28 protein-coding genes and 4 tRNA genes are annotated in these 25,303 nt (G+C 71.5%); 5 read left to right on the forward strand and 27 right to left on the reverse strand.

Annotation, left to right across the window (positions count from 1 at the left end; translation table 11 throughout):
- Positions 1-498 precede the first annotated feature (498 nt).
- From rplA to FHX78_RS13980, 5 genes are all read right to left on the reverse strand, one after another.
- Entirely contained in the window at positions 499-1,224 is a 726-nt protein-coding gene (gene rplA, locus FHX78_RS13960; protein WP_145867760.1) for a 50S ribosomal protein L1, read from the reverse strand.
- A gap of 82 nt (positions 1,225-1,306) precedes the next feature.
- Positions 1,307-1,741: a 50S ribosomal protein L11 gene (gene rplK / locus FHX78_RS13965; RefSeq protein WP_006130605.1), complete on the reverse strand. Its 435-nt coding sequence runs from the start codon at positions 1,739-1,741 to the stop codon at positions 1,307-1,309.
- A gap of 168 nt (positions 1,742-1,909) precedes the next feature.
- Positions 1,910-2,767 carry a transcription termination/antitermination protein NusG gene (gene nusG / locus FHX78_RS13970; RefSeq protein ID WP_145867761.1) on the reverse strand — a complete coding sequence of 286 codons (858 nt, stop codon included), beginning with the start codon at positions 2,765-2,767 and terminating at the stop codon, positions 1,910-1,912.
- A gap of 80 nt (positions 2,768-2,847) precedes the next feature.
- Positions 2,848-3,135 (reverse strand): preprotein translocase subunit SecE, encoded by a 288-nt coding sequence (gene secE / locus FHX78_RS13975; protein ID WP_145867762.1) that lies wholly within the window; start codon positions 3,133-3,135, stop codon positions 2,848-2,850.
- Between the two features lie 108 nt (positions 3,136-3,243).
- Positions 3,244-3,316: transfer RNA gene (locus FHX78_RS13980), tRNA-Trp, on the reverse strand.
- A gap of 294 nt (positions 3,317-3,610) precedes the next feature.
- Here FHX78_RS13980 and FHX78_RS13985 point away from each other — a divergent pair.
- Both FHX78_RS13985 and FHX78_RS13990 read left to right on the forward strand, forming a co-directional pair.
- Positions 3,611-4,837 (forward strand): pyridoxal phosphate-dependent aminotransferase, encoded by a 1,227-nt coding sequence (locus FHX78_RS13985; RefSeq protein WP_145867763.1) that lies wholly within the window; start codon positions 3,611-3,613, stop codon positions 4,835-4,837.
- A gap of 123 nt (positions 4,838-4,960) precedes the next feature.
- Entirely contained in the window at positions 4,961-6,001 is a 1,041-nt protein-coding gene (locus FHX78_RS13990) for an adenosine deaminase (protein WP_145867764.1), read from the forward strand.
- 60 nt (positions 6,002-6,061) lie between these two features.
- Here FHX78_RS13990 and FHX78_RS13995 read toward each other — a convergent pair whose 3' ends face one another.
- The 6 genes from FHX78_RS13995 to FHX78_RS14020 all read right to left on the reverse strand — a co-directional run bounded on the left by FHX78_RS13995 (position 6,062) and on the right by FHX78_RS14020 (position 8,625).
- Positions 6,062-7,117, reverse strand: a complete 1,056-nt coding sequence (locus FHX78_RS13995; RefSeq protein ID WP_145867765.1) for a UDP-N-acetylmuramate dehydrogenase — start codon at positions 7,115-7,117, stop codon at positions 6,062-6,064.
- 54 nt (positions 7,118-7,171) lie between these two features.
- Positions 7,172-7,600, reverse strand: a complete 429-nt coding sequence (locus FHX78_RS14000; protein WP_145871943.1) for a MaoC family dehydratase — start codon at positions 7,598-7,600, stop codon at positions 7,172-7,174.
- Between the two features lie 8 nt (positions 7,601-7,608).
- On the reverse strand, positions 7,609-8,061 hold the full coding sequence (locus tag FHX78_RS14005; protein ID WP_145867766.1) for a MaoC family dehydratase N-terminal domain-containing protein: 453 nt from the start codon (positions 8,059-8,061) through the stop codon (positions 7,609-7,611).
- 119 nt (positions 8,062-8,180) lie between these two features.
- Positions 8,181-8,345 (reverse strand): 50S ribosomal protein L33, encoded by a 165-nt coding sequence (gene rpmG / locus FHX78_RS14010; RefSeq protein ID WP_003948671.1) that lies wholly within the window; start codon positions 8,343-8,345, stop codon positions 8,181-8,183.
- 88 nt (positions 8,346-8,433) lie between these two features.
- Positions 8,434-8,506: transfer RNA gene (locus tag FHX78_RS14015), tRNA-Met, on the reverse strand.
- Between the two features lie 46 nt (positions 8,507-8,552).
- Positions 8,553-8,625: transfer RNA gene (locus FHX78_RS14020), tRNA-Thr, on the reverse strand.
- Between the two features lie 220 nt (positions 8,626-8,845).
- Between FHX78_RS14020 and FHX78_RS14025 the strand changes: the two genes are divergently transcribed.
- The gene (locus FHX78_RS14025; protein WP_145867767.1) at positions 8,846-10,111 is read left to right on the forward strand and encodes an amidohydrolase family protein; all 1,266 of its coding nucleotides are present in this window, start codon (positions 8,846-8,848) and stop codon (positions 10,109-10,111) included.
- A gap of 210 nt (positions 10,112-10,321) precedes the next feature.
- Entirely contained in the window at positions 10,322-10,978 is a 657-nt protein-coding gene (locus FHX78_RS14030; RefSeq protein ID WP_145867768.1) for an NAD(P)H-binding protein, read from the forward strand.
- 80 nt (positions 10,979-11,058) lie between these two features.
- Here FHX78_RS14030 and FHX78_RS14035 read toward each other — a convergent pair whose 3' ends face one another.
- Complete coding sequence (locus tag FHX78_RS14035; protein ID WP_145867769.1) at positions 11,059-11,271, reverse strand: hypothetical protein; 213 nt, start codon at positions 11,269-11,271, stop codon at positions 11,059-11,061.
- Positions 11,272-11,379: 108 nt separating this feature from the next.
- Positions 11,380-11,461: transfer RNA gene (locus tag FHX78_RS14040), tRNA-Tyr, on the reverse strand.
- 237 nt (positions 11,462-11,698) lie between these two features.
- Between FHX78_RS14040 and FHX78_RS14045 the strand changes: the two genes are divergently transcribed.
- A complete protein-coding gene (locus tag FHX78_RS14045; RefSeq protein WP_030823445.1) occupies positions 11,699-12,187 on the forward strand; it encodes a YajQ family cyclic di-GMP-binding protein in 489 nt (162 codons plus the stop codon).
- Positions 12,188-12,309: 122 nt separating this feature from the next.
- Here FHX78_RS14045 and FHX78_RS14050 read toward each other — a convergent pair whose 3' ends face one another.
- From FHX78_RS14050 to FHX78_RS14115, 14 genes are all read right to left on the reverse strand, one after another.
- Positions 12,310-12,576, reverse strand: coding sequence for a GlsB/YeaQ/YmgE family stress response membrane protein (locus FHX78_RS14050; RefSeq protein ID WP_145867770.1), 267 nt, complete (start codon positions 12,574-12,576; stop codon positions 12,310-12,312).
- 99 nt (positions 12,577-12,675) lie between these two features.
- Positions 12,676-13,281: an SMI1/KNR4 family protein gene (locus FHX78_RS14055; RefSeq protein ID WP_145867771.1), complete on the reverse strand. Its 606-nt coding sequence runs from the start codon at positions 13,279-13,281 to the stop codon at positions 12,676-12,678.
- A gap of 109 nt (positions 13,282-13,390) precedes the next feature.
- Positions 13,391-13,783 carry a YccF domain-containing protein gene (locus tag FHX78_RS14060; RefSeq protein WP_145867772.1) on the reverse strand — a complete coding sequence of 131 codons (393 nt, stop codon included), beginning with the start codon at positions 13,781-13,783 and terminating at the stop codon, positions 13,391-13,393.
- A complete protein-coding gene (htpX, locus tag FHX78_RS14065; protein WP_145867773.1) occupies positions 13,780-14,643 on the reverse strand; it encodes a zinc metalloprotease HtpX in 864 nt (287 codons plus the stop codon). The genes FHX78_RS14060 and htpX overlap by 4 nt, the downstream gene beginning before the upstream one ends.
- Before the next feature lie 297 nt (positions 14,644-14,940).
- On the reverse strand, positions 14,941-16,440 hold the full coding sequence (locus FHX78_RS14070) for an NADH-quinone oxidoreductase subunit N (protein ID WP_145867774.1): 1,500 nt from the start codon (positions 16,438-16,440) through the stop codon (positions 14,941-14,943).
- Entirely contained in the window at positions 16,437-18,011 is a 1,575-nt protein-coding gene (locus FHX78_RS14075; protein WP_145867775.1) for a complex I subunit 4 family protein, read from the reverse strand. Before FHX78_RS14075 ends, FHX78_RS14070 begins: the two co-directional genes overlap by 4 nt.
- A gap of 6 nt (positions 18,012-18,017) precedes the next feature.
- Positions 18,018-20,015 (reverse strand): NADH-quinone oxidoreductase subunit 5 family protein, encoded by a 1,998-nt coding sequence (locus FHX78_RS14080; protein WP_145867776.1) that lies wholly within the window; start codon positions 20,013-20,015, stop codon positions 18,018-18,020.
- Entirely contained in the window at positions 20,012-20,410 is a 399-nt protein-coding gene (nuoK, locus tag FHX78_RS14085; protein WP_145867777.1) for an NADH-quinone oxidoreductase subunit NuoK, read from the reverse strand. Before nuoK ends, FHX78_RS14080 begins: the two co-directional genes overlap by 4 nt.
- Positions 20,410-21,072 carry an NADH-quinone oxidoreductase subunit J family protein gene (locus FHX78_RS14090; protein WP_145867778.1) on the reverse strand — a complete coding sequence of 221 codons (663 nt, stop codon included), beginning with the start codon at positions 21,070-21,072 and terminating at the stop codon, positions 20,410-20,412. Before FHX78_RS14090 ends, nuoK begins: the two co-directional genes overlap by 1 nt.
- Positions 21,069-21,620, reverse strand: coding sequence for a NuoI/complex I 23 kDa subunit family protein (locus FHX78_RS14095; RefSeq protein WP_145867779.1), 552 nt, complete (start codon positions 21,618-21,620; stop codon positions 21,069-21,071). Before FHX78_RS14095 ends, FHX78_RS14090 begins: the two co-directional genes overlap by 4 nt.
- A gap of 2 nt (positions 21,621-21,622) precedes the next feature.
- Complete coding sequence (locus tag FHX78_RS14100) at positions 21,623-22,591, reverse strand: complex I subunit 1/NuoH family protein (protein WP_145867780.1); 969 nt, start codon at positions 22,589-22,591, stop codon at positions 21,623-21,625.
- A complete protein-coding gene (locus FHX78_RS14105; protein WP_145867781.1) occupies positions 22,588-24,051 on the reverse strand; it encodes an NADH-quinone oxidoreductase subunit C in 1,464 nt (487 codons plus the stop codon). Before FHX78_RS14105 ends, FHX78_RS14100 begins: the two co-directional genes overlap by 4 nt.
- Entirely contained in the window at positions 24,048-24,707 is a 660-nt protein-coding gene (locus FHX78_RS14110; RefSeq protein ID WP_145867782.1) for an NADH-quinone oxidoreductase subunit B, read from the reverse strand. Before FHX78_RS14110 ends, FHX78_RS14105 begins: the two co-directional genes overlap by 4 nt.
- The gene (locus FHX78_RS14115; RefSeq protein ID WP_145867783.1) at positions 24,698-25,105 is read right to left on the reverse strand and encodes an NADH-quinone oxidoreductase subunit A; all 408 of its coding nucleotides are present in this window, start codon (positions 25,103-25,105) and stop codon (positions 24,698-24,700) included. Before FHX78_RS14115 ends, FHX78_RS14110 begins: the two co-directional genes overlap by 10 nt.
- Between the last annotated feature and the right edge of the window lie 198 nt (positions 25,106-25,303).

A 25,303-nucleotide genomic window follows, 5' to 3' on the forward strand; every position in this document is an offset into this window, starting at 1 on the left:
GCTCGGGGCAGCGAACTCCGGGAACTCTTCCACTGTCACCTGCGCGGGTCGTCCGCAGTTCAGCGGATCCTTCGGCCACCGCGAACTCTGACGAGCACACGGCAACGACCAGCGGTCTTTGGCTTCTGTGGAAGAGTACGTGAACGGATCGGCGTCAAGCAAATCGGCCGATCGGGAGCATCGGGAGCGGAGGTCCAACGTGTCCTCCGCCGGCGGGGCCACGACCTCGGCCCCGGCCCCGTAATCGGAGGAGGTCGCCGCCCCCTCATCGTGCCCTGGGGCATCTTCACGCCGACGACCTTCGTCGTCTCGCTCCGCGTCTGGGCCCCTGCGCCCCCGCCGAACCGGCTGCCGCCCTCATGTCGCCGTCGCCGCCCAGGGCCCGGGAACGGTGGCCCACCCCCGTGACACCGGCGTACGCAAAAGCCCGTCCCCGCGCCTCGGTGGGCGCGGGGACGGGCGGACACTGCACGGGGCCGGTCATCCGGCCCACCCGGCTCAGACGGCGGCCGGGTCCTCCTCGACGAGGAGGTTGCGGGTGCGGTTGGAGTCGAGCGGAATGCCGGGGCCCATCGTGGTGCTGATGGCGGCCTTCTTGATGTAACGACCCTTGGCGGCCGACGGCTTCAGACGGAGGATCTCCTCCAGCGCCGCGGCGTAGTTCTCCACCAGCTTGGTGTCGTCGAACGACGTCTTGCCGATGATGAAGTGCAGGTTCGAGTGCTTGTCGACGCGGAACTCGATCTTGCCGCCCTTGATGTCGTTGACGGCCTTGGTGACGTCCGGGGTCACGGTGCCGGTCTTCGGGTTCGGCATCAGACCACGGGGACCGAGCACGCGGCCGAGGCGGCCGACCTTGCCCATGAGGTCCGGGGTGGCGACGACGGCGTCGAAGTCCAGACGGCCCTTCGACACCTCGTCGATCAGCTCGTCGGCGCCGACGATGTCGGCGCCCGCGGCACGCGCGGCCTCGGCACGGTCACCGGTCGCGAAGACCAGGACCCGGGCGGTCTTACCGGTGCCGTGCGGGAGGTTCACGGTGCCACGGACCATCTGGTCGGCCTTGCGCGGGTCGACACCCAGACGGAAGGCGACCTCGACGGTGCCGTCGAACTTGGTCGTGGACGTCTCCTTGGCGAGACGGACGGCCTCGAGCGGGGCGTACAGCTTCTCCCGGTCGATCTTGGCGTCCGCAGCGCGGAGAGACTTGCTGCGCTTGCTCACTGAAAGCTCCTGTGGATTCTGAGGAGTCGTGGTCCGGGCCGAGCCGACCCTTCCACTACTGCTTGGCTTACGGGGGTGGAGGTCAGCCCTCGACCGTGACGCCCATGGAACGGGCGGTGCCGGCGATGATCTTCTCGGCGGCGTCCAGGTCGTTGGCGTTGAGGTCGGGCATCTTGGTGGTGGCGATCTCACGGACCTGATCGCGGGTGATCTTCGCGACCTTGGTCTTGTGCGGCTCGCCGGAGCCCTTCTCCACGCCCGCGGCCTTGAGGATCATCTTCGCGGCCGGCGGGGTCTTGGTGATGAAGGTGAAGGAACGGTCCTCGTAGACCGTGATCTCCACCGGGATGACCCAGCCGCGCTGCGACTCGGTCGCGGCGTTGTAGGCCTTGCAGAACTCCATGATGTTCACGCCGTGCTGGCCCAGCGCGGGGCCGACCGGCGGGGCCGGGTTCGCGGCACCGGCCTGGATCTGGAGCTTGATGAGCCCCGTGACCTTCTTCTTCTTGGGAGGCATGGCTCTCCGGGTCCTTTCGATTCGGGTCCTGCCTGCGAACGGGGGACAACCCGGACGCAGGCATACCGCACAACGATAACGGGTATGGATGCGCGGCCAAAAACCGAGCAGGTCAGGCGGACGCTCACGCGCCTGCCTGACCTGCTCGGACGCTGTGTGCCAGAAGAACTAGTTCTTCTGGATCTGGTCGAAGGAGAGCTCGACCGGCGTCTCGCGGCCGAAGATCTCCACCAGGCCCTTGACCTTCTTGGAGTCGGGGTTGATCTCGTTGATGGTCGCCTGCAGCGTGGCGAACGGGCCGTCGGTGACGGTGACCGAGTCACCGACCTCGAAGTCCAGCACCTGGACCTCGACCTTGCGCTGCGGGGCCGGCTTGCCCTCGGCTTCGGCGGCCTCGCGGGCGGCCTTCTCCTCGGCCTCCGGGGCGAGCATCTTGACGATCTCGTCCAGCGTCAGCGGGTACGGGTCGTAGGCGTTGCCCACGAAGCCGGTGACGCCGGGGGTGTTGCGGACGACACCCCAGGACTCGTTCGTCAGGTCCATGCGGACCAGGACGTAGCCCGGGAGCTTGTTCTGCTTGATCGTCTTGCGGTCGCCGTTCTTGATCTGGACGACCTCTTCCTGCGGCACCTCGGCCTGGAAGATGTAGTCCTCGACGTTCAGCGAGACGGCGCGCTGCTCCAGGTTGGTCTTCACCCGGTTCTCGTAGCCCGCGTAGGTGTGGATGACGTACCACTCGCCGGGCAGCGTCCGCAGTTCCTCGCGGAGCTTCTCCACGGGGTCGCGGTCGTCCTGGGGCTCCTCGGCCGCTTCCTCGGTCTCGGCGTCAGCGTCGGCGTCGGCCTCGGCGTCAGCGGCCTCGTCGGGGGCGGTCTCGTCCGCGGCGGTGTCGGCAGCCTCGGCGGGGGCCTCGGTGTCCTCGGTGTCCTCGATGTCCGCGCCCTCGACGGCGTCGAGCGCGTCCTCGGCGGACTCGGCGCCATCGCCGCGAGGCTCAACGGCGTCGTTCACGTTCGGGTCAGACACGGTGGCTGCTTCTTCCTGGATACAGAGGGGTGGAACACGCGAAAGGAGCGCCGAGTCCCTCGGCGCTCTTCGCTTTCGGCTCAGCCGAAGACGTACTTGGCGGCGTTGCTGAGGCCATAGTCGATCAGGGTGACCAGGCCGATCATCAGCACCACGAAGATGATCACTGCGGTCGTGTACGACGTCAGCTGGTTGCGGGTCGGCCAGACGACCTTGCGGAGTTCCGCGACGATCTGGCGGTAGAAGAGCGCGAGGCGCTTCAGCGGACCCTTCTTGGCCCGCTTGCCGCCCTTGCGGGTCTTCTTCTGGGAGTCCGGCGCTTCGTCCTCGGCATCAGGCATGTCGATGGAGCCCACGGCGTCCGTCACTCGTCCTCACCTGATTCCGGGTCGTGGCCGTGCCGCGCCCGGTCTGAGCCGCACGGCGGTGCATTGCTGTACGTACATGCGCACACATCCTGGCGAAGGTGTGTGTAGCAGGGCCGGAGGGACTTGAACCCCCAACCGCTGGTTTTGGAGACCAGTGCTCTACCAATTGAGCTACGACCCTTTGTGTGTCCCCCAACGTACCGCATCCGACCGGATGCTTGGTGTGCACCGGCTGAGCGCGGGCCGCTGAAGGCCAACGAGGTGAGAGTGTACGTGTTCCCGGGCCGGGCGTCGAACAGAAAGTGCCCGTGAGGAGCCGTCCCGGCGCGGGATCGGCGGAACCTTGGCGGAAGATCGACCTGGCCACGCGGTTCCCGCCGGGGCGATCCGGACTGGTGTTCAGCCATTTGCCCGGTCCTGTTCAGTCTGTGAAACCCCCGTGCCGCGTGGGTTTCCGGTCTGAAACGATGGGCCCATGAGCGCTGCAACCCCTCCCACCGAGCGCCGGGTCTCCGCCCGAGTCGGCGCGATCTCCGAGTCCGCCACCCTCGCCGTGGACGCCAAGGCCAAGGCCCTCAAGGCCGCCGGGCGTCCGGTGATCGGCTTCGGCGCCGGTGAACCCGACTTCCCGACGCCGGACTACATCGTCGAGGCCGCGATCGAGGCCTGCAAGAACCCCAAGTTCCACCGCTACACCCCGGCCGGCGGCCTGCCCGAGCTGAAGGCCGCGATCGCCGCCAAGACGCTGCGCGACTCCGGCTACGAGGTCGACCCGTCCCAGATCCTGGTGACCAACGGCGGCAAGCAGGCCATCTACGAGGCCTTCGCCGCCATCCTCGACCCGGGCGACGAGGTCATCGTCCCGGCGCCGTACTGGACGACGTACCCCGAGTCGATCCGGCTGGCCGGCGGTGTCCCGGTCGACGTCGTCGCCGACGAGTCGACCGGCTACCGCGTGAGCGTGGAGCAGCTGGAGGCGGCCCGCACCGAGAAGACGAAGGTCGTCCTGTTCGTCTCCCCGTCCAACCCGACCGGCGCCGTCTACGGCGAGGCCGAGACCGAGGCGATCGGCCGCTGGGCCGCCGAGCACGGCCTGTGGGTGATGACGGACGAGATCTACGAGCACCTGGTCTACGGCGACGCCGTCTCGGTGTCCCTGCCCGCGCTCCTGCCCGAGCTGCGCGACAAGTGCATCGTGGTCAACGGCGTCGCGAAGACGTACGCGATGACCGGCTGGCGGGTCGGCTGGATCATCGGCCCGAAGGACGTGGTGAAGGCCGCGACCAACCTGCAGTCGCACGCCACCTCGAACGTCTCCAACGTGGCCCAGGCGGCGGCGCTCGCCGCCGTCTCCGGCGACCTGGACGCCGTCGCGACCATGCGCGAGGCCTTCGACCGGCGCCGCAGGACCATCGTGCGGATGCTCAACGAGATCGACGGCGTGGTCTGCCCCGAGCCCGAGGGCGCGTTCTACGCCTACCCCTCGGTGAAGGCGCTGATCGGCAAGGAGATCCGCGGACGGCGGCCGCAGGACTCGGTCGAGCTGGCCGCGCTGATCCTGGAGGAGGCCGAGGTCGCGGTGGTGCCCGGTGAGGCGTTCGGCACACCCGGCTACCTGCGGCTGTCGTACGCGCTCGGTGACGAGGACCTCGTCGAGGGCGTGAGCCGGATCCAGAAGCTGCTCGCGGAGGCGCGGGACTGACGTCCTCCCACCGCCGCAGGGGCGCCCGGGTTCCTCCCGGGCGCCCCTGTGCGTGTGTGCGAGCAAGACCACGAAAGGGGAAAGCGCTACCGGGACGGGCGGGACGTGCGGCAGGATCGGCGAATGGAGCGTGTACGTGATGTCTCTGAGCTGCCGAAAGCCCATCTGCACCTGCACTTCACCGGGTCCATGCGGCCCGCCACCCTGCTGGAGCTGGCCGACAAGTACGGGGTGCGCCTGCCCGAGGCGCTGACCGACGCGCTGACCGGCGGGGAGCCGCCGAGACTGCGCGCCACGGACGAGCGGGGCTGGTTTCGCTTCCAGCGGCTGTACGACGCGGCCCGCTCGTGCCTGCGGGAGCCCGAGGACATCCAGCGCCTGGTGCGGGAGGCCGCGGAGGAGGAGCTGCGGGACGGTTCCGGCTGGCTGGAGATCCAGGTCGACCCGACGTCGTACGCACCCCGGCTGGGCGGGCTGATCCCGGCGCTGGAGGTCATCCTGGACGCGGTGGACTCGGCGCGCCGGGACACCGGGCTCGGGATGCGGGTGCTGGTGGCCGCCAACCGGATGAAGCACCCCCTGGACGCGCGCACGCTGGCCCGGCTGGCGGTGCGGTACGCGGACCGGGGCGTCGTCGGGTTCGGGCTCTCCAACGACGAGCGGCGCGGGATGGCCCGCGACTTCGACCGGGCGTTCGCGATCGCCCGGGAGGGCGGGCTGCTGTCCGCGCCGCACGGCGGCGAACTGGCGGGACCGGCGTCGGTGCGGGACTGCCTGGACGACCTGGAGGCGGACCGGATCGGGCACGGGGTGCGGGCGGCGGACGACCCGCGGCTGCTGAAGCGGCTCGCGGACCGGCAGGTGACGTGTGAGGTGTGCCCGGCGTCGAACGTGGCGCTGGGCGTGTACGAGAAGCCGGAGGACGTGCCGCTGCGGACCCTCTTCGAGGCCGGGGTACCACTGGCGCTGGGCGCGGACGACCCGCTGCTCTTCGGCTCCCGGCTGGCCGCGCAGTACGAGATCGCGCGGGTCCACCACGGCTTCACGGACGCGGAGCTGGCGGAGCTGGCCCGGCAGTCGGTACGCGGCTCGGCGGCACCGGACGACGTGAAGGCGAAGCTGCTGTCGGGCGTGGACGACTGGCTGGGCGCCCCGGTCACCTGACGTGGGTGGGAGCGGGTGCGGCTGCGGGTGTGGCTGTGGCTGTGGCTGTGGCTGTGGCTGTCAGAGGCTCACGCCCACCGTGACCGGCTCGTTGACCAGCGTGATGCCGAAGGCCTCGCGCACCCCGGCGACGACCTCGCGGGCGAGCGCGAGCAGGTCCTCGGTGGTCGCCTCGCCGCGGTTGGTGAGGGCGAGGGTGTGCTTGGTGGAGATGCGGGCCGGGCCCCGGCCGTAGCCCTTGGTGAAGCCGGCCTTGTCGATCAGCCAGGCGGCGGAGGTCTTGGTGCGGCCCTCGCCCGCGGGGTACGCCGGGGGCTCCACGCCGTCGCCGAGCCGCTCCCGCACGCGCGCGCGGAACACGGTGAAGTCCTCGTCGGTGAGGATCGGGTTGGTGAAGAAGGAACCGGCCGACCAGGTGTCGTGGTCCTCCGGGTCCAGGACCATGCCCTTGCCGGCGCGGAGCTTCAGCACCGTCTCGCGGGCCGTCGCCAGCGGTACCCGCTCGCCGGGCGCGACCCCGAGGACGCGGGCCGTCTCGGCGTACTTGACCGGGCCGGAGAGGCCGCCCGCGTCCTCCAGCCCGAAGCGCACGCGCAGCACGACGTAGCGCTCGGGGTCGGACTTGAAGCGGCTGTGGCGGTAGGAGAAGGCGCACTCCTCGTTGCCGAGGGTGACGGTCTGGCGGGTGCGGCGGTCGTAGGCGACGACCTCGGTGATGGTGGCGGAGACCTCCTGGCCGTACGCCCCGACGTTCTGGATCGGGGTGGCGCCGGCCGAGCCGGGGATGCCGGCCAGGCACTCGATGCCGGCCAGGCCCGCCTCGACGGTGCGGGCGACGGCGTCGGTCCACACCTCGCCGGCCGCCAGCTCCAGACGCGTGCCGTCCAGGGCGAAGCCCCGGGTGGCGACGACCAGGGCGGTGCCGTCGAAGCCCTTGTCCCCGATGACCAGGTTCGAGCCGCCGCCGATGACCAGCAGCGGCGTACCGCTGTCGTCGGCTTCACGGACGACGGCGATCACCTCGTCGTCGGTGGTGGCGGTGACCAGCCGGGTGGCGGGGCCGCCCAGCCGGAAGGTGGTCAGCGGGGCCAGGGGGGCGTCGTGGAGTTCCTGCACGGGCCCAAGACTACGAGACGGCACCGACGGCGCCGCCCCCGCGCCGTGTGCGGCTCAGGGCAGCCGCACGACCGCCCGTGCCATGCCCAGCACCTTCTGGCCGTCGCTGGTCGCCGTGAGGTCCACGCGGACGGTGTGGTCGTCGAGCTTGGCCGCGACCTTGCCGCTGACCTCGATGAGGGCGCCCTTGTCGTCGTCGGGCACGACGACCGGGCGGGTGAAGCGGACGCCGTACTCGACGACCGCGCCCGGGTCGCCCACCCAGTCGGTCACCACGCGGATCGCCTCGGCCATGGTGAACATGCCGTGCGCGATGACGTCGGGCAGGCCGACCTCCTTGGCGAACCGCTCGTTCCAGTGGATGGGGTTGAAGTCGCCGGAGGCACCCGCGTACCGGACGAGGGTGGCCCGGGTCACGGGGAACGTCTGCGCGGGCAGTTCGGTGCCGGCCTCGACGTCGGCGTAGGAGATCTTCGCCGTCATGGTGTGGTTCACGCCTCCTCGGCCGCGCGGGCCACCAGCTTGGTCCAGGCGGTCACGACGTGCTCGCCGTCCTGGTCGTGCACGTCACCGCGGATGTCCAGCACCTCGTTGCCCGCCATCGACCGGATCTTCTCGATGGTGGAGGTGACGGTGAGCCGGTCACCGGCGCGCACCGGCCGGTTGTAGACGAACTTCTGGTCGCCGTGCACGACCCGGCTGTAGTCGAGGCCGAGCCGGGGGTCGGCGACGACCTGCCCCGCGGCCTGGAACGTGATCGAGAACACGAAGGTCGGCGGGGCGATCACATCGGGGTGGCCGAGCGCCTTGGCGGCCTCCGCGTCCGTGTACGCCGGGTTGGCGTCCCCCACCGCCTCGGCGAACTCACGGATCTTCTCCCGGCCCACCTCGTAGGGGTCGGTGGGCGGGTAGCTCCGCCCCACGAAGGACTGGTCGAGCGCCATGCGCGCGGCACCTCCTGTGTCTGGACTGCGGCCGGCCGGTCCTGACCGTGGCCGGCCGGTGGGGAAACGACACGAGGCCGCCCCCCGAGTGGGGGGACGGCCTCGTGTACGAGCCTGTTTTATCGCGTTTCGCGGTGCGCGGTGTGCGCATTGCAACGCGGGCAGTGCTTCTTCATCTCAAGACGGTCCGGGTTGTTACGCCGGTTCTTCTTGGTGATGTAGTTCCGCTCCTTGCACTCCACGCAGGCCAGCGTGATCTTCGGGCGGACGTCGGTGGCAGCCACGTGAGTGCTCCTTGACGAACGGATTGACTGTATTTACGCAAGAAGAGTAGCCGATCGAAGGACCGACCCCGCAATCGGCTACTGTCTGTAGCGGTGACCGGACTTGAACCGGTGACACAGCGATTATGAGCCGCTTGCTCTACCGACTGAGCTACACCGCTTAGATGCGATCGGGCCCCGCCTCGCGGCGGGAACCTCTCACACCAGAGCCCCAAAACGGAATCGAACCGTTGACCTTCTCCTTACCATGGAGACGCTCTGCCGACTGAGCTATTGGGGCGAGCGATGAAGACATTACACGCTCCGCCGCCGTTCGCCCAAATCCGTTTCGGGCCCCCTGTCACGTCCTGGGACGGACGCCCGCGACCGGACCACGCCGGTACGACTATTGCGCTCATCCCGGCGAGCGGCGGGCCGTCATCCTAGGCTCGACTCACTCTGCGTGATCTTGTCTCAGCGTGACGTGCGTCCTCGTGCGCAGCCCGAGCCCCAGGAGCGCGATGCCCGGCAGCCAGTCGCAGCCACCGTCCCACTCGTGGTCGTCGACCCCGGGTCCGGCCGCCCCGGTCCCGCTCCTGCTGAGCGGGGCGCGCCTCACCGACGGCCGGACCGTGGACGTGCGGCTGGACGGCGGGCGCATCGAGGCGGTCGGTACGGCCGGCAGCCTCGCGACGGACGGCACGCGCGTGTGCGGTACCCGCATCGACCTCAGCGGCTATCTGCTCCTGCCGGCCCCCGCCGAACCCCACGCCCACCCGGACACGGCCCTGTCCGCCGACGGCGGCGGCCCCGTCTCGTACGACCCGCGGGACGTCCAGCGCCGCGCGACCGAGGCGGCGCTGCTCCAGCTCGGGCACGGCGCGACGGCGCTGCGGGCGCATGTGCGCGTGGGCGACATGGCCGGCCTCGGCGCGCTGACCGCCGTGCTGCGGACGGCGCGTGCGCTGTGCGGGCTCGCCGAGCTGACGACGGTGGCCATGCCCCGGGTACTGACCGGTCAGGCCGGGGCGGACGGGCTCGCGGTGCTGCGGGACGCGGTGAAGATGGGCGCGACCGCGGTGGGCGGCTGTCCGGACCTCGACCCCGATCCCACCGGATACGTGGAGGCCGTCCTGGAGGTCGCCGCCGAACACGGCTGCCCCGTCGACCTGCACACGGACGGCACCGACCCCGCCCGCCTGGCCCGGTTCGCGGCCATGGCGGGCGGGCTGCGGCCGGGGGTGACCCTCGGCCCGTGCGGCGGTCTCGCCCGGCTGCCCGCCGAGGTGGCCGGACGGACCGCGGACCGCCTCGCGGCGGCCGGGGTGACGGTGGTGTGCCTGCCGCAGGGCGGCTGCGGCGCCGCGGACGGCCGGGACGCGGCGCCGGTACGGCTGTTGCGCTCGGCGGGTGTGCGGGTGGCCGCCGGGAGCGGCGCCCTGCGGGACGTGTCCAACCCCGTGGGCCGCGGCGATCCGCTGGAGGCGGCCTATCTGCTGGCCTCGTGCCACGGGCTGGCCGCCGGGGAGGCCTACTCGGCGGTGAGCGGGTCGGCGCGGGCGGCCCTGGGGCTCCCCGAGGTGCGCGTGGAGGCGGGTTTCCCGGCCGAACTGCTGGCGGTGCGCGGCGACGGGCTCTCGGAGGCCCTGTCCCCGGCGTACAGCCGTGTCGTGGTGCACGGGGGGCGGGTGGTGGCGCGGACGAGCGCGGTGCGGGAGTACTGCGGTTCGGCGGTGACCACCGCGGAGTTGGGGCTGCCGCGACAGGGGCGCGGCGAGACGCCGTGACGGCGGCCGACGGTCGGCGGGGCGTGGAGCCGTGCGTGCCGCCGTGCGGCCGACGCGGCGGCCGTCCGGCGCATGAGGTCGTGGTCGTCCGGCGAATGGGGTCGTCCGGCGAATGGGGTCGTCCGGCGAATGGGGTCGTCCGGCGAATGGGGTCGTCCGGCGAATGCGGTCGTCCGGCGAATGCGGTCGTCCCGGCGTACGGTCGGAGGCATGCGCATTGTCATCGCTGGTGGTCATGGTCAGATCGCGTTGCGGCTGGAGCGGCTGCTCGCCGCGCGCGGGGACGAGGCGGCGGGCATCATCCGCAGAGCCGAACAGGCCGACGAGCTGCGGCAACTGGGTGCCGAACCGATCGTGCTCGACATGGAGTCGGCGTCGGTCGAGGAGGTCGCGGAGCGGCTGGAGGGCGCGGACGCGGCGGTGTTCGCGGCGGGCGCGGGTCCGGGCAGCGGGGCGGGCCGCAAGGAGACGGTGGACAAGGCGGCGGCCGTGCTCTTCGCCGACGCGGCCGTCCGGGCGGGCGTACGGCGTTTCGTGGTCGTGTCGTCCATGGGCGCGGACCCGGCCCACGAGGGCGACGAGATCTTCGACGTGTACCTGCGCGCCAAGGGCGAGGCGGACGCGTACGTGCGCGGCCTGGACGCCCTGGACTGGACGATCCTGCGGCCCGGTCAGCTCACCAACGACGCCGGCACCGGCCTGGTCCGCCTGGAGGCCCACACGGGCCGCGGCCCGGTCCCGCGCGACGACGTGGCCGCCGTGCTGGCGGAGCTGGTGGACACCCCCGCGACGGCCGGGCTGACCCTGGAACTGATCAGCGGTCCCGCACCGGTGTCGGTGGCCGTGAAGTCGGTGGCGGGCAACTGAGGATTGCGCGCGGGCGGTCGGCCCGGCCGCGCGGCGCTTGCGGCGCCAGCTGTACTGCCCAGCCAGGTTGGGCAGTACAGCTAGAACAGCGGCATCTGCCCGGGGAACTCCGGTACCACGTAGCCGTCCAACGAGGGCTGCTCCGCCCCGGGCAGCGCCTGTCTGCGTGACCCCGGGCACGAGGTGAGTTCCCCGCTCCCCCGGGCGCCGGGCGGATCGTGCCGCGCGTACCGCCCGGCGACGACGGCGATCTCGCGACGGCACTCGGGGCAGGGGCGGCGACGGGACGACATGGAGCCAGTGTGCCCCGGTGCGGTCGGCAGCGAAACGAGACCACCGCCCACACGAAAAGACCCCCTCCGGTCTGCGTTTCCGCAGTTCGGAGGGGGTCTTCCCCAGTGTGGCGGCGCCAGGATTCGAACCTGGGAAGGCTGAGCCGGCAGATTTACAGTCTGCTCCCTTTGGCCGCTCGGGCACACCGCCGGGGTTGCTGCCTCTCGAACCGCCTTTCGGCGGTGCTCCGTGGCAACGACGTAAACAATACCCGATGGACAGGGGTGCTTCGCCACCCGATTGATCGCCACCCGGAGGCCCGGGGGGTGACTAGGCTGGTCCGGATGCGGCCCGGGACCCATGGCGGACCCGGGGGCCGCCTCACGTACGCCGGTACGCGTCCGGCGCGCAGCCCGATACGCACCCCGATACAAGGAGCCACAGGACATGGCCGACTCCAGTTTCGACATCGTCTCGAAGGTCGAGCGGCAGGAGGTCGACAACGCCCTCAACCAGACCGCCAAGGAGATCTCGCAGCGCTACGACTTCAAGGGCGTGGGTGCCTCGATCTCGTGGTCCGGCGAGAAGATCCTCATGGAGGCGAACTCCGAGGACCGGGTGAAGGCCGTCCTCGACGTCTTCCAGTCCAAGCTGATCAAGCGGGGCATCTCGCTGAAGGCCCTGGACGCGGGCGAGCCCCAGCTCTCGGGCAAGGAGTACAAGATCTTCGCGTCGATCGAGGAGGGCATCTCCCAGGACAACGCGAAGAAGGTCGCGAAGATCATCCGTGATGAGGGCCCGAAGGGTGTGAAGGCCCAGGTGCAGGGCGATGAGCTGCGGGTCAGCTCCAAGAGCCGCGACGACCTCCAGACCGTCATCGCGCTGCTCAAGGGCAAGGACTTCGACTTCGCGCTGCAGTTCGTCAACTACCGGTAGGACCGGTCGGCCGGCGGGGCCGGAGCCCTGGTGCTCACCCGTCGCACGGGCGCGGAGGGGTGGTCACCCGTGGGGTGTCCGCCCTTCTCGCCTGCCGGCGCCGGTCGCGGTCCGGTGTGCGCTCAGTCGCGTGAGTGGCCGAAGAGGAGTCGGTAGGCGATCAGGAGGACGAGCGAGCCGCCGATCGCGGCGACCCAGGTGGTGCCGTCGTAGAAGTCCTTGGTGACCGGGTGGTCGAGCCAACGGGCCGATATCCAGCCGCCGATGAAGGCGCCGGCGACGCCGATCAGGGTCGTGCCGATGAGGCCGCCCGGGTCGCGGCCCGGCAGCAGGAACTTCGCTATCGCTCCGGCCAGCAGACCCAGGATCATCCAGCTGATGATCGTCATGCGGTGCACCTGCCCTTTTCCTGTCGCTCTCGCACCATGAAGGACGTCACCCGTGCGCGGGGCGGTTGCGCTGATCCCGTCCGGTCGGGTCCGGTCCGGTCAGTGGGGTGCGGCCTCGTGCCGCCGTGCCGGTTCGCCGGCTGCGTCCGGCGCCGGTGTCTCCCGCCCCGGGGAGCCGGTCCAGGGGGCCAGGTCCGTCGCCTCGTTGTCCTCCTCGTACCAGCCCGTGCCCCGGATCCAGGAGTGCAGCCAGTCCGTGAGCGCGGGGGCGTCGAGGAACCAGGCGAGGTCGGGGTCGCCCGGGTTGGGTTCGAAGAGGAGGACCGGGGCCCGGGGCGAACGGCAGTCCACACAGGCGTACATGCCGCAGCCCCAGTGGGATATCGGCAGCACTCCCTCGGGCCAGGGCCAGTCGGGGTCCTCGCGGCCGCTCTCGCGGTGGGCGAGGTACTGGGCCACGGCCGCCGGCTCGCCGGAGGGCGGGCTGTGCAGGAGGGGCAGCAGACCGTACTCCGGGCCGAAGCCGCCGTCCGCTATCCGCAGGTAGAGGTCGGCGAGCAGTGGGGGCAGGGAGAAGCCCAGGGTGGCCTCGGCGCGCGCCAGGGTGGCCGCGTCGACGGGCTCGGGGAGGGAAGGCCAGCCCCACGGACGGGTGTTGCGCGCCTTGTCCGCCACCTGTGTCAGCAACTGCTCGTGCTCGGTCATGGGTTCATCATGCGGGCCGCCACTGACAATCGTGGCGGACTGTGGACAACCTCGGCGCTGTGGACAACGCCCGCCCCACGGTGCGACGGGCGAAGGCTTCCATCGCTCGTCAGCGCTGCGCGAACGGCCGGTCCGTCCGGACGATCTCGCGGCCCAGCGGGAGCAGGGACACCGGGATCAGCTTGAAGTTGGCGAGGCCGAGGGGGATGCCGATGATCGTCACGCACAGGAGGATGCCGGTGACGATGTGGCCGAGCGCCAGCCACCAGCCCGCGAGGAGCAGCCACAGCACGTTGACGAGGAAGGAGGGGGCGCCCGCGTCCCGCCGCTCGACCGTGGTGTACCCGAAGGGCCACAGGGCGTAGACACCGATGCGGAACGCGGCGACCCCGAAGGGGATGCCGATGATCGTGATGCACAGCAGCACGCCCGCGACCAGGTAGCCGAGGAAGAGCCAGAAGCCGCTGAAGACGAGCCATATGAGGTTGAGGATGGTCTTCACTGCTGGTGACCTGCCATCTTTTCGAGCCGGGCGATGCGTTCCGCCATCGGCGGGTGGGTGGAGAACATCTTCGAGAACCCCTGGCCCGGGCGGAAGGGGTTCGCGATCATCATGTGGCTGGCCGTCTCGATGCGTGGCTCAGGGGGCAGCGGAAGCTGCTTGGTGCCGTGCTCCAGCTTGCGCAGGGCCCGGGCGAGGGCGAGTGGGTCGCCGGTGAGCTGGGCGCCTGAGGCGTCTGCCTCGTACTCCCGGGAGCGGCTGATGGCCAGTTGGATGAGGGACGCGGCGAGCGGGCCGAGGATCATGATCAGCAGCATGCCGAGGAGGCCGGGACCGTCGTCGTCGTCCGAGCGGCCGATCGGGATGAGCCAGGCGAAGTTGACCAGGAACATGATCACGGAGGCGAGGGCGCCGGCGACCGAGGAGATCAGGATGTCGCGGTTGTAGACGTGGCTGAGCTCGTGGCCGATGACACCGCGCAGCTCGCGCTCGTCGAGCAGGCGCAGGATGCCTTCGGTGCAGCACACGGCGGCGTTGCGCGGGTTGCGGCCGGTGGCGAAGGCGTTGGGGGCCTCCGTCGGGGAGATGTAGAGGCGGGGCATGGGCTGGCGGGCCTGGGTGGAGAGCTCGCGGACCATGCGGTACAGCCCCGGGGCCTCGAACTCGCTCACCGGGCGGGCACGCATCGCGCGTAGCGCCAGCTTGTCGCTGTTCCAATACGCGTACGCGTTGGTGCCCAGTGCGATGAGGACGGCGACGACGAGCCCCGTACGGCCGAAGAAGCTGCCGATGACGATGATGAGTGCGGACAGTCCCCCGAGGAGGACTGCGGTCCTGAGCCCGTTGTGCCGGCGGTGCACGGTACGCCCTCCAAGTCGTGCGGCAGGGGAACCCTCGCTTGCTGATCTTCCGTCTGACCTGCGCTGCCTACTGGTGTGGTGGGGTCACGTCCAGTGGACCCTCCCGTATCGGTCAACGCCAGGCGGGGGGCACTAGTTCCCTTGTGCGCGCGGCCGCGCCTGTCAACCGTCCGGGTGACGGCCGCCGCGGGCGGCACGCGCGCGTGGGTGTGGCGTGCCTCCTCGCGCGCGTGCGCGAGGAGGCGGCCGAGGCCGGTGGCGGATCGCCCCGGGCGTGCGGGGCGCGGCCCGGTGTGCTCAGAAGAGTCCGGTGTCGGTGAGGCGCAGGACCAGCTGGGGTGCGCCGGACAGGGCGATGCCGAGGACGCCGGTCAGGGCGATCGCGGCGGTGAGGGGCGCGGGGAGGCGGTGCCGGACGGGTTCGCCCTCGGGGGCGCGGAACAGCAGGGCGGTCCACTGGAGGTAGTAGACGAGGGCGATGACCACGTTGACGGCCATGACGACGGCGAGCCAGCCGAGTCCGGCGTCGACGGCCGCGGCGAACACGGTGACCTTGGCGAAGAGGCCGATGATGCCCGGCGGGAGTCCGGCGAGGCAGAGCAGGAAGAAGCCCAGGAGGAGCGCGGTGAGCGGGCTGGAGGCGTACAGGCCGCGGTAGTCGGCGACGCGGTTGAGGCGGTGCGCGCGGCCGACGAGGGCGGCCACCGCGAAGGCTCCCAGGTTCACGGCGCCGTACATGAGGGCGTAGGCGAGGGTGGAGCCGATCGACTTCTCGGGGTCGCCGGAGTACGCGGCGGCGGCGATCGGCACCAGGAGGTAGCCGGCCTGGCCGACGGACGACCAGGCGAGCAGGCGTACCGCGCTGTACGCGCGCGTGGCCTGCTGCCTCAGGGCGCCGACGTTGCCGACGGTCATGGTCAGGGCGGCCAGTGCGGCGAGGGCGGGGCCCCAGACGCCGGCGTACGAGGGCAGGGCGACGACGGTGACGAGGATCAGACCGGAGAAGCCGACCGCCTTGCCGATGACCGACAGGTAGGCGGCGATCGGCAGGGGGGCGCCGACGTAGGTGTCGGGCACCCAGAAGTGGAAGGGGACGGCGGCGGTCTTGAAGGCGAAGCCGACGAGGGTGAGGACGACGCCGGTCTGGGCGAGGGTGTGGAGCTGTCCGTCGACGTCCTGGACGCGCTCGGCGATCAGGGTGAGGTGGAGGGTGCCGGTGGTCGCGTAGACGAAGCTGACGCCCATCAGGCTGACCGCGGTGGCGGTGACGGAGGACAGGAAGAACTTCAGGGCCGCCTCGGAGGACTTCCGGTCGCCGTGCCGCAGCCCGACCAGGGCGAAGGCGGGCAGGGAGGCGACCTCCAGGGCGACGATCAGGGTGGCGAGGTCGCGGGAGGCGGGCAGGAGGGCGGCGCCGGCCGCGGAGGACAGGAAGAGGAACCAGTACTCGCCCTCGGGGAGCCGCTTGCCGTCGTCCTTGAGGGCGGTGACCGACAGGAGGGCGGCGAGGAGGGCGCCGCCGAGGACCAGGAACTGGATGACGAGGGTGAAGCGGTCCGCGGTGTAGCTGCACGCGCCGGGGTCGCCGACCAGGCAGAAGGTGCTGCGGTCGGCGTCGAGGAGGGGCAGCAGCATCAGGGTGGCGGCGGCGAGCCCGGCCACCGAGAACCAGCCGAGGAGCGGCTTCCTGGCCTCGCCGACGAACAGGTCGGCGACGAGGACGACGAGTCCGACGACGGCCGCGATCGTGGGCGGCGCGATGGCCAGCCAGTCGACGGACTGGACGAGGGAGCTCATCGGGTGCCTCCTGAGAGGAGCTGCTGCACGGCCGGGTCGGTCAGCCCGAGCAGGGCCTTGGGCCACAGCCCGGCGACGACGGTGAGGACGACGAGCGGGGTCCAGGCCGCGAACTCGTACGGGCGGACGTCGGTGAGCCTCGGGGCGTCCTGCGGTACGGCGCCCATGCAGACCCGGCGGACCACGACCAGCAGGTACGCGGCCGTCAGCAGGGTGCCGAAGGCGCCGATCGCCATGAAGGTGAGGAAGGCGGGGCGGCTGAGGCCGTCGGCGGGGTCGAACGCGCCGAACAGGGCGAGCATCTCGCCCCAGAAACCGGCGAGTCCGGGCAGGCCGAGGGAGGCGACGGCGCCGAAGGCGAGCAGTCCGCCCAGGCGGGGGGCCTTGCCGTAGAGGGCGGCGCCGGTCTCCTGGGCGAGGGTGTCGAGGTCGGTGCTGCCGGTGCGGTCCTTGAGGGCCCCGACCAGGAAGAAGAGCAGGCCGGTGATGAGGCCGTGGGCGATGTTGGCGAACAGGGCGCCGTTGACTCCGGTCGGGGTCATGGTCGCGATGCCGAGGAGGACGAAGCCCATGTGGCCGACGGAGGAGTAGGCGATGAGGCGCTTGAGGTCGCCCTTCGCGCCCCGCCTGGCGAGGGCCAGGCAGGCGAGGGATCCGTAGATGATGCCGACGACGGCGAAGGCGGCGAGGTAGGGCGCGAAGGTGCGGAATCCGTCGGGTGCCGCGGGCAGCAGGATGCGGACGAAACCGTACGTGCCCATCTTCAGCAGGACGCCGGCCAGCAGGACCGAGCCGATGGTCGGCGCGGCGGTGTGGGCGTCGGGCAGCCAGCTGTGCAGCGGCCACATCGGGGTCTTCACCGCGAGCCCGACACCGATCGCCAGAACGGCGATGACCTGCACGGATGTGGTCAGCGACCGGCCGTTGTCAGTGGCGAGTGCCACCATGTCGAATGTGCCCGCCGTGATGCCGATCAGGAGCAGGCCGAGCAGCATGACCACGGAGCCGAGCAGCGTGTAGAGGATGAACCGCCAGGCGGCCTCGGCCCGCCCCTCGCCGCCCCAGCGGGCGATGAGGAAGTACATCGGGATGAGGACCATCTCGAAGGCGAGGAAGAACAGGATCAGGTCGAGGACGGCGAAGGTCGCCAGGGTGCCGGACTCGAGGACGAGCAGCAGGGCGACGAAGGCCTTCGGGGAGGGGCCCGCGGGCGGCTTGAAGTACGAGTAGAGGGCGCTGAGGAAGGTCAGCAGCGCGGTCAGGACCAGGAGGGGGAGGGAAATGCCGTCGGTGCCGAGGTGGATCCGCACGTCGAGTGCGGGGATCCAGCTGATGTCGGTCGTGGCCTGCATCTTCGACGGCTGGTCGTGGTCGAAGCCGAGCGCGAGGACGACCGCCGCGACGAGGATCGCGCCGGTGACGGTCACGCCGTGGCGGAGGACGGCCTGCTCGGGTGACTTCCGCTTCAGCCCCGGCGGGGCCGGCAGCAGGGCCGCGGCGGCGCCGAGGAGCGGGCCGACGACGAGGAACGCCAGAAGGAACTGCATCACGGACTCGTTGATATCGATCACGCCTGCTCACGCTCCCGTGGCGACGAGGACGGCGGCGACCGCGAGGACGACGGTGCCGGCGAGCAGCGCGCTCACATAGGTCTGCAGATTGCCGGTCTGGGCCCGGCGTACGGCGGCGCCCAGCCAGCGGGGCAGTGTGCCCGCGCCGCGTACGTAGGTCTCGACGACCTCGCGGTCCAGGAACCGGACGAGAGTGGCGCCGGCCCGGACCGGGCGGACGAAGAGGGCCGTGTAGACGGCGTCCAGGTGGAATCCGGCGGCCGCGTGGCGGTGCAGGGGGCCGAGCAGGAGCCGTCCCGGGTCGGACGGGTCGGGTGCGTACGCGATGTCTCCGTAGGCCGGTTCGTGGCTGGCGATGGCCTCCGCCTCGACCCGTCCGGCGTCGCCCTCGGGATGGGCGGCGACGGCGCCGAGGGGGACACGGGCGGCCGCTTGTGCGGTGGTGTGCCGCCAGGCGCCGTAGGTGACGATGCCGCCGGCCAGGGCCACGCCCGTGCCGAGCACGGAGGTGGTGAGGGTCGGGGTCAGGTCGTGGCCGTCGAACCAGTCGGGCAGCGCGCGGAAGGCGAAACCGCCGAGCGCGAGGGACGGCACGGCGAGCACCCACAGCACCGCGGTCATCGTCAGCGGCTGCCTGCCGTGGTCGGGTGCCTCGGTGCCGTGGCCGCGGAAGGCCAGCAGCCACAGGCGCATCGCGTACGCCGCGGTGAGCAGGGCGGTGACGAGGCCGGCGAGGAGGACGATCCAGCCGGCTGCGGCGGGGGCGTGTTCGGTGTGGCCGGTGACGACGTGCTCGGCGACGCCGAGGACGGCCTCCTTGGAGAAGAAGCCACTGAAGGGCGGGATCGCGGCGAGCGCGAGGAGCGCCACGGTCATCGTCCAGTAGGCGTCGGGGACGCGGTCGCGCAGGTGGCCCATGCGGGACATGGCGGCCAGCGAGTTGGTGCCGGCGGCGTGGATGATCACGCCGGCCGCGAGGAAGAGCAGCGCCTTGAAGGCGCCGTGGGACAGGAGGTGGAAGACGGCGGCACCCCGGTCGGCGACGGCGAGGGCGCCGGTCATGTAGCCGAGCTGGCCGATCGTCGAGTAGGCGAGGACGCGTTTGATGTCGTCCTGGGCGAGCGCGGCGAGCGCAGAGCCCGCCATGGTCACGGCGGCCATGACGGCGAGGACGACCATCGCGGCCTGTGAGGCCTCGAACAGCGGGAGGAGACGGGCGATGAAGTAGACACCGGCGGCGACCATGGTCGCGGCGTGGATCAGCGCGGAGACGGGGGTCGGGCCCGCCATCGCGTCGGGGAGCCAGGTGTGCAGCGGGAACTGCGCCGACTTGCCGGCCACGCCCGCCAGGAGCAGCAGGGCGATCAGCGTGGGGTGTTCGATGCCGCCGTTGGCGACGGCGCCGAGGATCCGGGTGATGCGGAAGGACCCGGCGTCGCCGGCGAGGGCGAACAGGCCGATGAGGAAGGGGACGTCGCCGAGCTTGGTGACCAGGAAGGCCTTGAGGGAGGCGGCGCGGGCCTCCGGGGTCTCCCAGTAGTGGCCGACGAGGAAGTAGGAGCAGATGCCCATGACTTCCCAGCCGACCAGCAGCACCATCAGGTCGCCGGAGTAGACGACCAGGAGCATCGCGGAGGTGAACAGGGAGACGAGGGCGGCGTAGGAGGGGTAGCGCGGGTCGTCGCGCAGGTAGCCCGTCGAGTAGATCTGCACGCAGGTGGCGACGGTGCCGACGAGTACGGCGGTGAGGGCGGCGAAGCCGTCGATGTGCAGGGCGAGTTCGATCGGGACGGAGCCGGTGGGGGTGAGTTCGGTGGCCGCGTCCAGGGCCCCGTCGCCGCCCTGGCGTGCGGCGACCACGGCGGCCAGGGCGAGGGAGGCGAGCGTCGGCAGGACGGCGAGCGGGCGGACGAAGCCGGGGGCCGTCCGGCCCAGGAGCAGTCCGGTGAGCGCGCCGAGGAACGGCAGGAGGGGGACGAGGACGGCGAGGGTGGTCGTGGTCACGCGGTGGCCTCAGCCTTCTCGGCGGCCGCCCGGGTCGCGGAGGCGTCGCTGTCGGATGCGTCTGAGTCGGGTTCGTGGCCCTCGGCGGTGTCGCGGAGCTTGTCGATGTCCGAGGTGCCGCGGTTGCGGTGCACGGCGAGGACGATCGCCAGGCCGATGCCGATCTCGGCGGCGGCGATGGCGATGGTGAACAGGGTCAGGGCCTGCCCGGAGTGCAGCGTCTCCTCGGCAGTCCGGCTGAGCCAGACGTCGAAGGCGACCAGGTTCAGGTTGACGGCGTTGAGCATCAGCTCGACCGACATCAGGACCAGGATCGCGTTGCGGCGGGCGAGGACGCCGTAGAGGCCGGTGCAGAAGAGGAGGGCGGACAGGACGGCGGGATAGGCGAGGTGCATCAGCGGGCCCCTTCCGTGTCGCGCCGGGTGTCCGTGCCGCCGGGGGCGTCCGGGGTGGTGACCGGGGCGGCTGCCGGGGTGGTGGCCTTCGCCTTGCGGGACAGGACGATCGCGCCGACGAGGGCGGCGAGGAGGAGGACGGAGAGGGCCTCGAAGGGGAGGACCCAGTGCTGGAAGAGGACGGCGCCGGTCACCTCGGTGGAGCCGGCGGGGGCGCCGTCCAGGTCGATCCAGGTGGTGCGGAAGGCGTCGACGACCACCCAGACCAGGGCGGCCGCGGCAACGACGGCCACGGCGAGGGCGACCCAGCGGTTGCCGGAGTCGGCGTCCGGGGAACGGCCGATGGGGGCCCTGGTGAGCATGAGCCCGAACAGGAGGAGGACGACGACGGAACCGACGTAGATGAGGACCTGCACCCAGGCGATGAACTCGGCGGTGAGCAGGAGGTATTCGACGGCCAGTCCACCGAGGGCCACCACCAGCCACAGGGCGGCGTGCACCAGCTGCCGGGTGGTGACGGTGATGACGGCGGCGCCGAACGTGACCAGGCCGACCAGGAGGAAGGCGATCTCCACCCCGGTCGGGGAGAGGAAGCCGTGCGCTTCGGCGGCGGTGGTCGTCGTGGCGTGCGCTGCCGTTCCTGCGGCTGCGGCGAGGGTCACGACTCCTCCTCCTGCGGTTGGGCCTCGGCGGCGGCGAGTTTGTCGGCGGTCTTGCGGGCGGCGGCGAGTTCCTTCGGCTCCTCCGCGCCGGGGTCGAGGGCCGGCGGGGCCGGGACGGTCCACATCCACTCGCGGAGCTTGTCGCGCTCGTGGGTGAGGTCGCGGATGTCGGTCTCGGCGTACTCGAACTCCGGGGACCAGAACAGGGCGTCGAAAGGACAGACCTCGATGCAGATACCGCAGTACATGCACAGGGAGAAGTCGATGGCGAAGCGGTCGAGGACGTTGCGGCTGCGCTCACGCCCGCCGGGGGTGGCCGCCGGGACCGTCTCCTTGTGGGAGTCGATGTAGATGCACCAGTCGGGGCACTCGCGGGCGCACAGCATGCAGACCGTGCAGTTCTCCTCGAACAGGCCGATCACGCCGCGGGTGCGGGGCGGGAGGTCGGGCTGGGTGTCGGGGTACTGGTCGGTGACGGACTTCTTCGTCATCGTCCGCAGGGTGACGGCCAGGCCCTTGGCCAGGCCGGAGCCGGGAATGGGGGCCATGGTTACTGGATCACCACCTTGACGATGCCGGTGAGGGCGATCTGGGCGAGGGAGAGGGGGACGAGGAGGGTCCAGGAGAGCTTCTGGAGCTGGTCCTCGCGGAGGCGGGGGTAGGTGACGCGGAGCCAGATGACGACGAAGGCGAGGACCGCGGTCTTCAGCAGGGTCCACACCCAGCCGAGTCCGTCGGCGCCCCACGGACCGTGCCAGCCGCCCAGGAAGAGCACGGTGGTCAGTCCGCACAGGACGACGATTCCGGCGTACTCGGCGAGGAGGAAGAGCGCGAAGCGCAGGCCGGTGTACTCGGTGTACGCGCCGAAGATGATCTCCGAGTCGGCGACCGGCATGTCGAACGGCGGGCGCTGGAGTTCGGCGAGGCCGGCGATGAAGAAGACGAGCGCGCCGGTGATCTGCCAGGGCAGCCACCACCACTCGAAGGCGTCGAGGATGCCGACGAGGGAGACCGTGCCGGCGGCCATCGCCACCGAGGCGGCGGTGAGCAGCATCGGCAGTTCGTAGGCGAGGAGCTGGGCGGCGGTGCGCAGGCCGCCGAGGAGGGAGAACTTGTTGGCGGAGGCCCAGCCGGCCATGAGCGAGCCGAGGACGCCGACGCCCATGACGGCGAGGACGAAGAACACACCCGCGTCGATCACCTGGCCGACCGCCCCCTCGCCCGGGCCGATCGGGATGGCGAGCAGGACGAGGAGGTAGGGCAGGAGCGCGACGGCCGGGGCGAGCTGAAAGATCCGGCGGTCCGCGCCGGCCGGGACCACGTCCTCCTTCTGCGCGAACTTGACGCCGTCGGCGATGAGCTGGGCCCAGCCGTGGAAGCCGCCGGCGTACATCGGGCCGAGGCGGCCCTGCATGTGGGCCATCACCTTGTGCTCGGTCTGGCCCACGATCAGGGGGAAGGTGAGGAAGACGACGAACACGACCAGGAGTCGCAGGGCGACGTCGAGCACGTCGTTCACCGCGGGCCTCCTGAGGGGTCTTCGGGGGTGGTTGGTTCGTCGGGGGTGGGGGTGGGGGTGCGGGTGTCGTCGGGGGCCGGGGGCTTCGGGCCGTCCTGGGGGTCGGTCGTCTCCGGCTGGGAGGTGGGCTCGGCGGCGCGTTCGGGCTCGGCGTCGGTGGCCGGGGCCGTTTCGTCTTCGGCTCGGCGGGGCGCACGGGCGTCGGGCTCGGTGCCCTCCTCCGCCTCGGGCCCGGTGAAGGAGGGGCGGGCGTGGTGCCAGGGGGCGTCCGGGCTGCGCGGTGCGGCGGGGGGCCTGCGTTCCGGTCGGCCCTCGGTGGGCGCGGAGGCCGTGTCCTCACCCGACACCGCCGCGTCGTGCGACGGCGCCGCCGTGTCGGACGCGGCACGCTGGCTCGCGGAACCCCCGGACGCGGTGCGCGCCCGGCGGGGCCCGCCCGCGGCGGGGCCGGCGGAGCGCTGCGACGCCGACCCCTCGCTCGCACCGCGCGCACGCCGTGCGGGAGCCGTGGTCGGCTCAGGAGCCGTGCCCGGCTCGGGACGCGCCTCGGCCGCCTGGCTCGCGGACCCCTCCGCCGCCGTGCGGGAACGGCGCGGCGGGGCCGGGGACTGGGCGGCCGGCCCCTCGGCGGACGGCACCTGGCTCGCGGAACCGTCCGCCGCCGTGCGGGAACGGCGCGGCGGGGCCGCGGGCTGGGCAGGACCCTCCGCCTCCGGCGCCTGGCTCGCGGAACCCTCCGCCGCGCTGCGCGCGCGGCGCGGCGGGCGGTCGGCTCCCGTGCGGTCGGCCGCCGCGCGGGCCGGGCGTTCCCCGGCCCCGGCCGCTCGGCCGGCGCCCGCCCCCGCGGCCGCCCTGCCGGCGCCGCGCGCCGGGCGGGCCGGAGCCGGGGGGAGCTGGCCCTTCAGCGGGCCCCATTCGTTCGGGTCGGGGACCCCAGGCGGCAGCATCTGGCGGCGCTTGGGGCCGCCGTGCTCGGACTCACCGGGTTCCTTGGCGCCGGGCCACGCCTTGGCGACCCGGGCGGCGAGGACGAAGTCCTTGCGCAGCGGGTGGCCCTCGAAGCCGTCCGGCAGGAGCAGGTGGTCCAGGCCGGGGTGACCGGTGAAGTCGACGCCGAACATCTCGTGCGTCTCGCGTTCGTGCCAGGCGGCACCCGCGTAGACGGTGACGGCGGACGGCAGCGTCGGCGCGTCGTGCGCGACCGTGGTGCGCAGCAGCAGGCGTCGTACGGGAGACAGGGCGGCGACGTGGGCGGTGACGCGGAATCCCGTGCCGGGCTCGTCGACGGCGCTCAGCCAGTCGAAGTACGTGCAGCCGACGCGGTCGCGCGCGGTCTCCAGGGCGGAGATCCAGGAGGCGGGCGGTACGTCGACGGTCAGGACGCCGTACGACTCCTCCGCCGTGGCCTGCGGACCGAACAGTTCCTCGGCGTCGGCGGGGAGCCAGCCGACCGCGGTCATCGGCCCTCCCCCTCACCGGACGCCCGGCCACCGGCCGCGGGCGGCTCGACCAGTCCGCTCTGCAGCGCCGCCGCCGAGGGGCGTCCCGCGCCGGGAGCGGTGCCGGGACCGGACGCGTACCGCTCCCCCAGCGACTCCCGGGCGATCTTTTCCTGGAGTTTCAGGATCCCCTGGAGCAGCGCCTCGGGCCGGGGCGGGCAGCCGGGGACGTAGACGTCGACCGGAATGATCTGGTCCACGCCCTTGGTGACGGAGTAGGAGTCCCAGTACGGGCCGCCGCAGTTGCTGCATGCGCCGAAGGAGATGACGTACTTCGGCTCGGGCATCTGCTCGTACAGGCGTTTCACCGCGGGGGCCATCTTGTCCGTGACCGTACCGGAGACGACCATCAGGTCGGCCTGGCGCGGCCCGGGCGCGAAGGGGATGACGCCGAGGCGGATGAAGTCGTGCCGGGCCATCGACGCGGCGATGAACTCGATCGCGCAGCAGGCGAGGCCGAAGTTGAAGACCCAGAGGGAGTAGCGCCGGCCCCAGTTGAGGACGACCTTCATCGGCTCGGGGGCCAGCCGGGCCAGGGCGCCGAGCCGCTTCGGCTCCGGCAGCAGGACCGGTTCGGTGCCCGAGGGGGCGGAGGAGGTCGAGGGGGTCACGTCCATGTCAGGACGCCCTTCTTGTATGCGTACAGCAGGCCCACGGCGAGGAAGCCGAGGAAGATGAACATCTCCACGAGAGTGGTCGCCCCGTAACCGTCGGCGGCGAAGACGGTCGCCCACGGGAAGAGGAAGATCGAGTCGACGGCGAAGATCACGTAGAGGAAGGCGTAGACGTAGTAGCGGACCTGGGTGTGGGCCCAGCCCTCGCCGACGGGGTCGACTCCGCACTCGTACGTCAGCAGTTTCTCGGGGGTGGGGACCACGGGCCGCAGCAGTCGTCCCGCCCCGAAGGCGACGGCGACGAACAGCAGGCCGACGACGGCCAGCAGTCCCACGACCGAGTAGGACTGGAAGTAGTCCGCCGCGACGACGGTCGAATCGACGACGGTCGGTTCCCGCACGTCCGCCCCTCATTCCCTGGCCGATGCTCTGGCCGATGTCCCTGGCCGATGTCCCTGATCGTTGCTGTGATCCGTGCCGGTGAACGTCACTGTCAGACGATCTGTACGCACGGGAGTCTAGGCCCTGATAAAGGCACGGTAAGCAGCCCGTCACCGTACGGCATGCGGGGGTGGGGTTTTCCTCAGTGCGATCTGGCG

Source organism: Streptomyces capillispiralis, assembly GCF_007829875.1.
Taxonomy (GTDB): domain Bacteria; phylum Actinomycetota; class Actinomycetes; order Streptomycetales; family Streptomycetaceae; genus Streptomyces; species Streptomyces capillispiralis.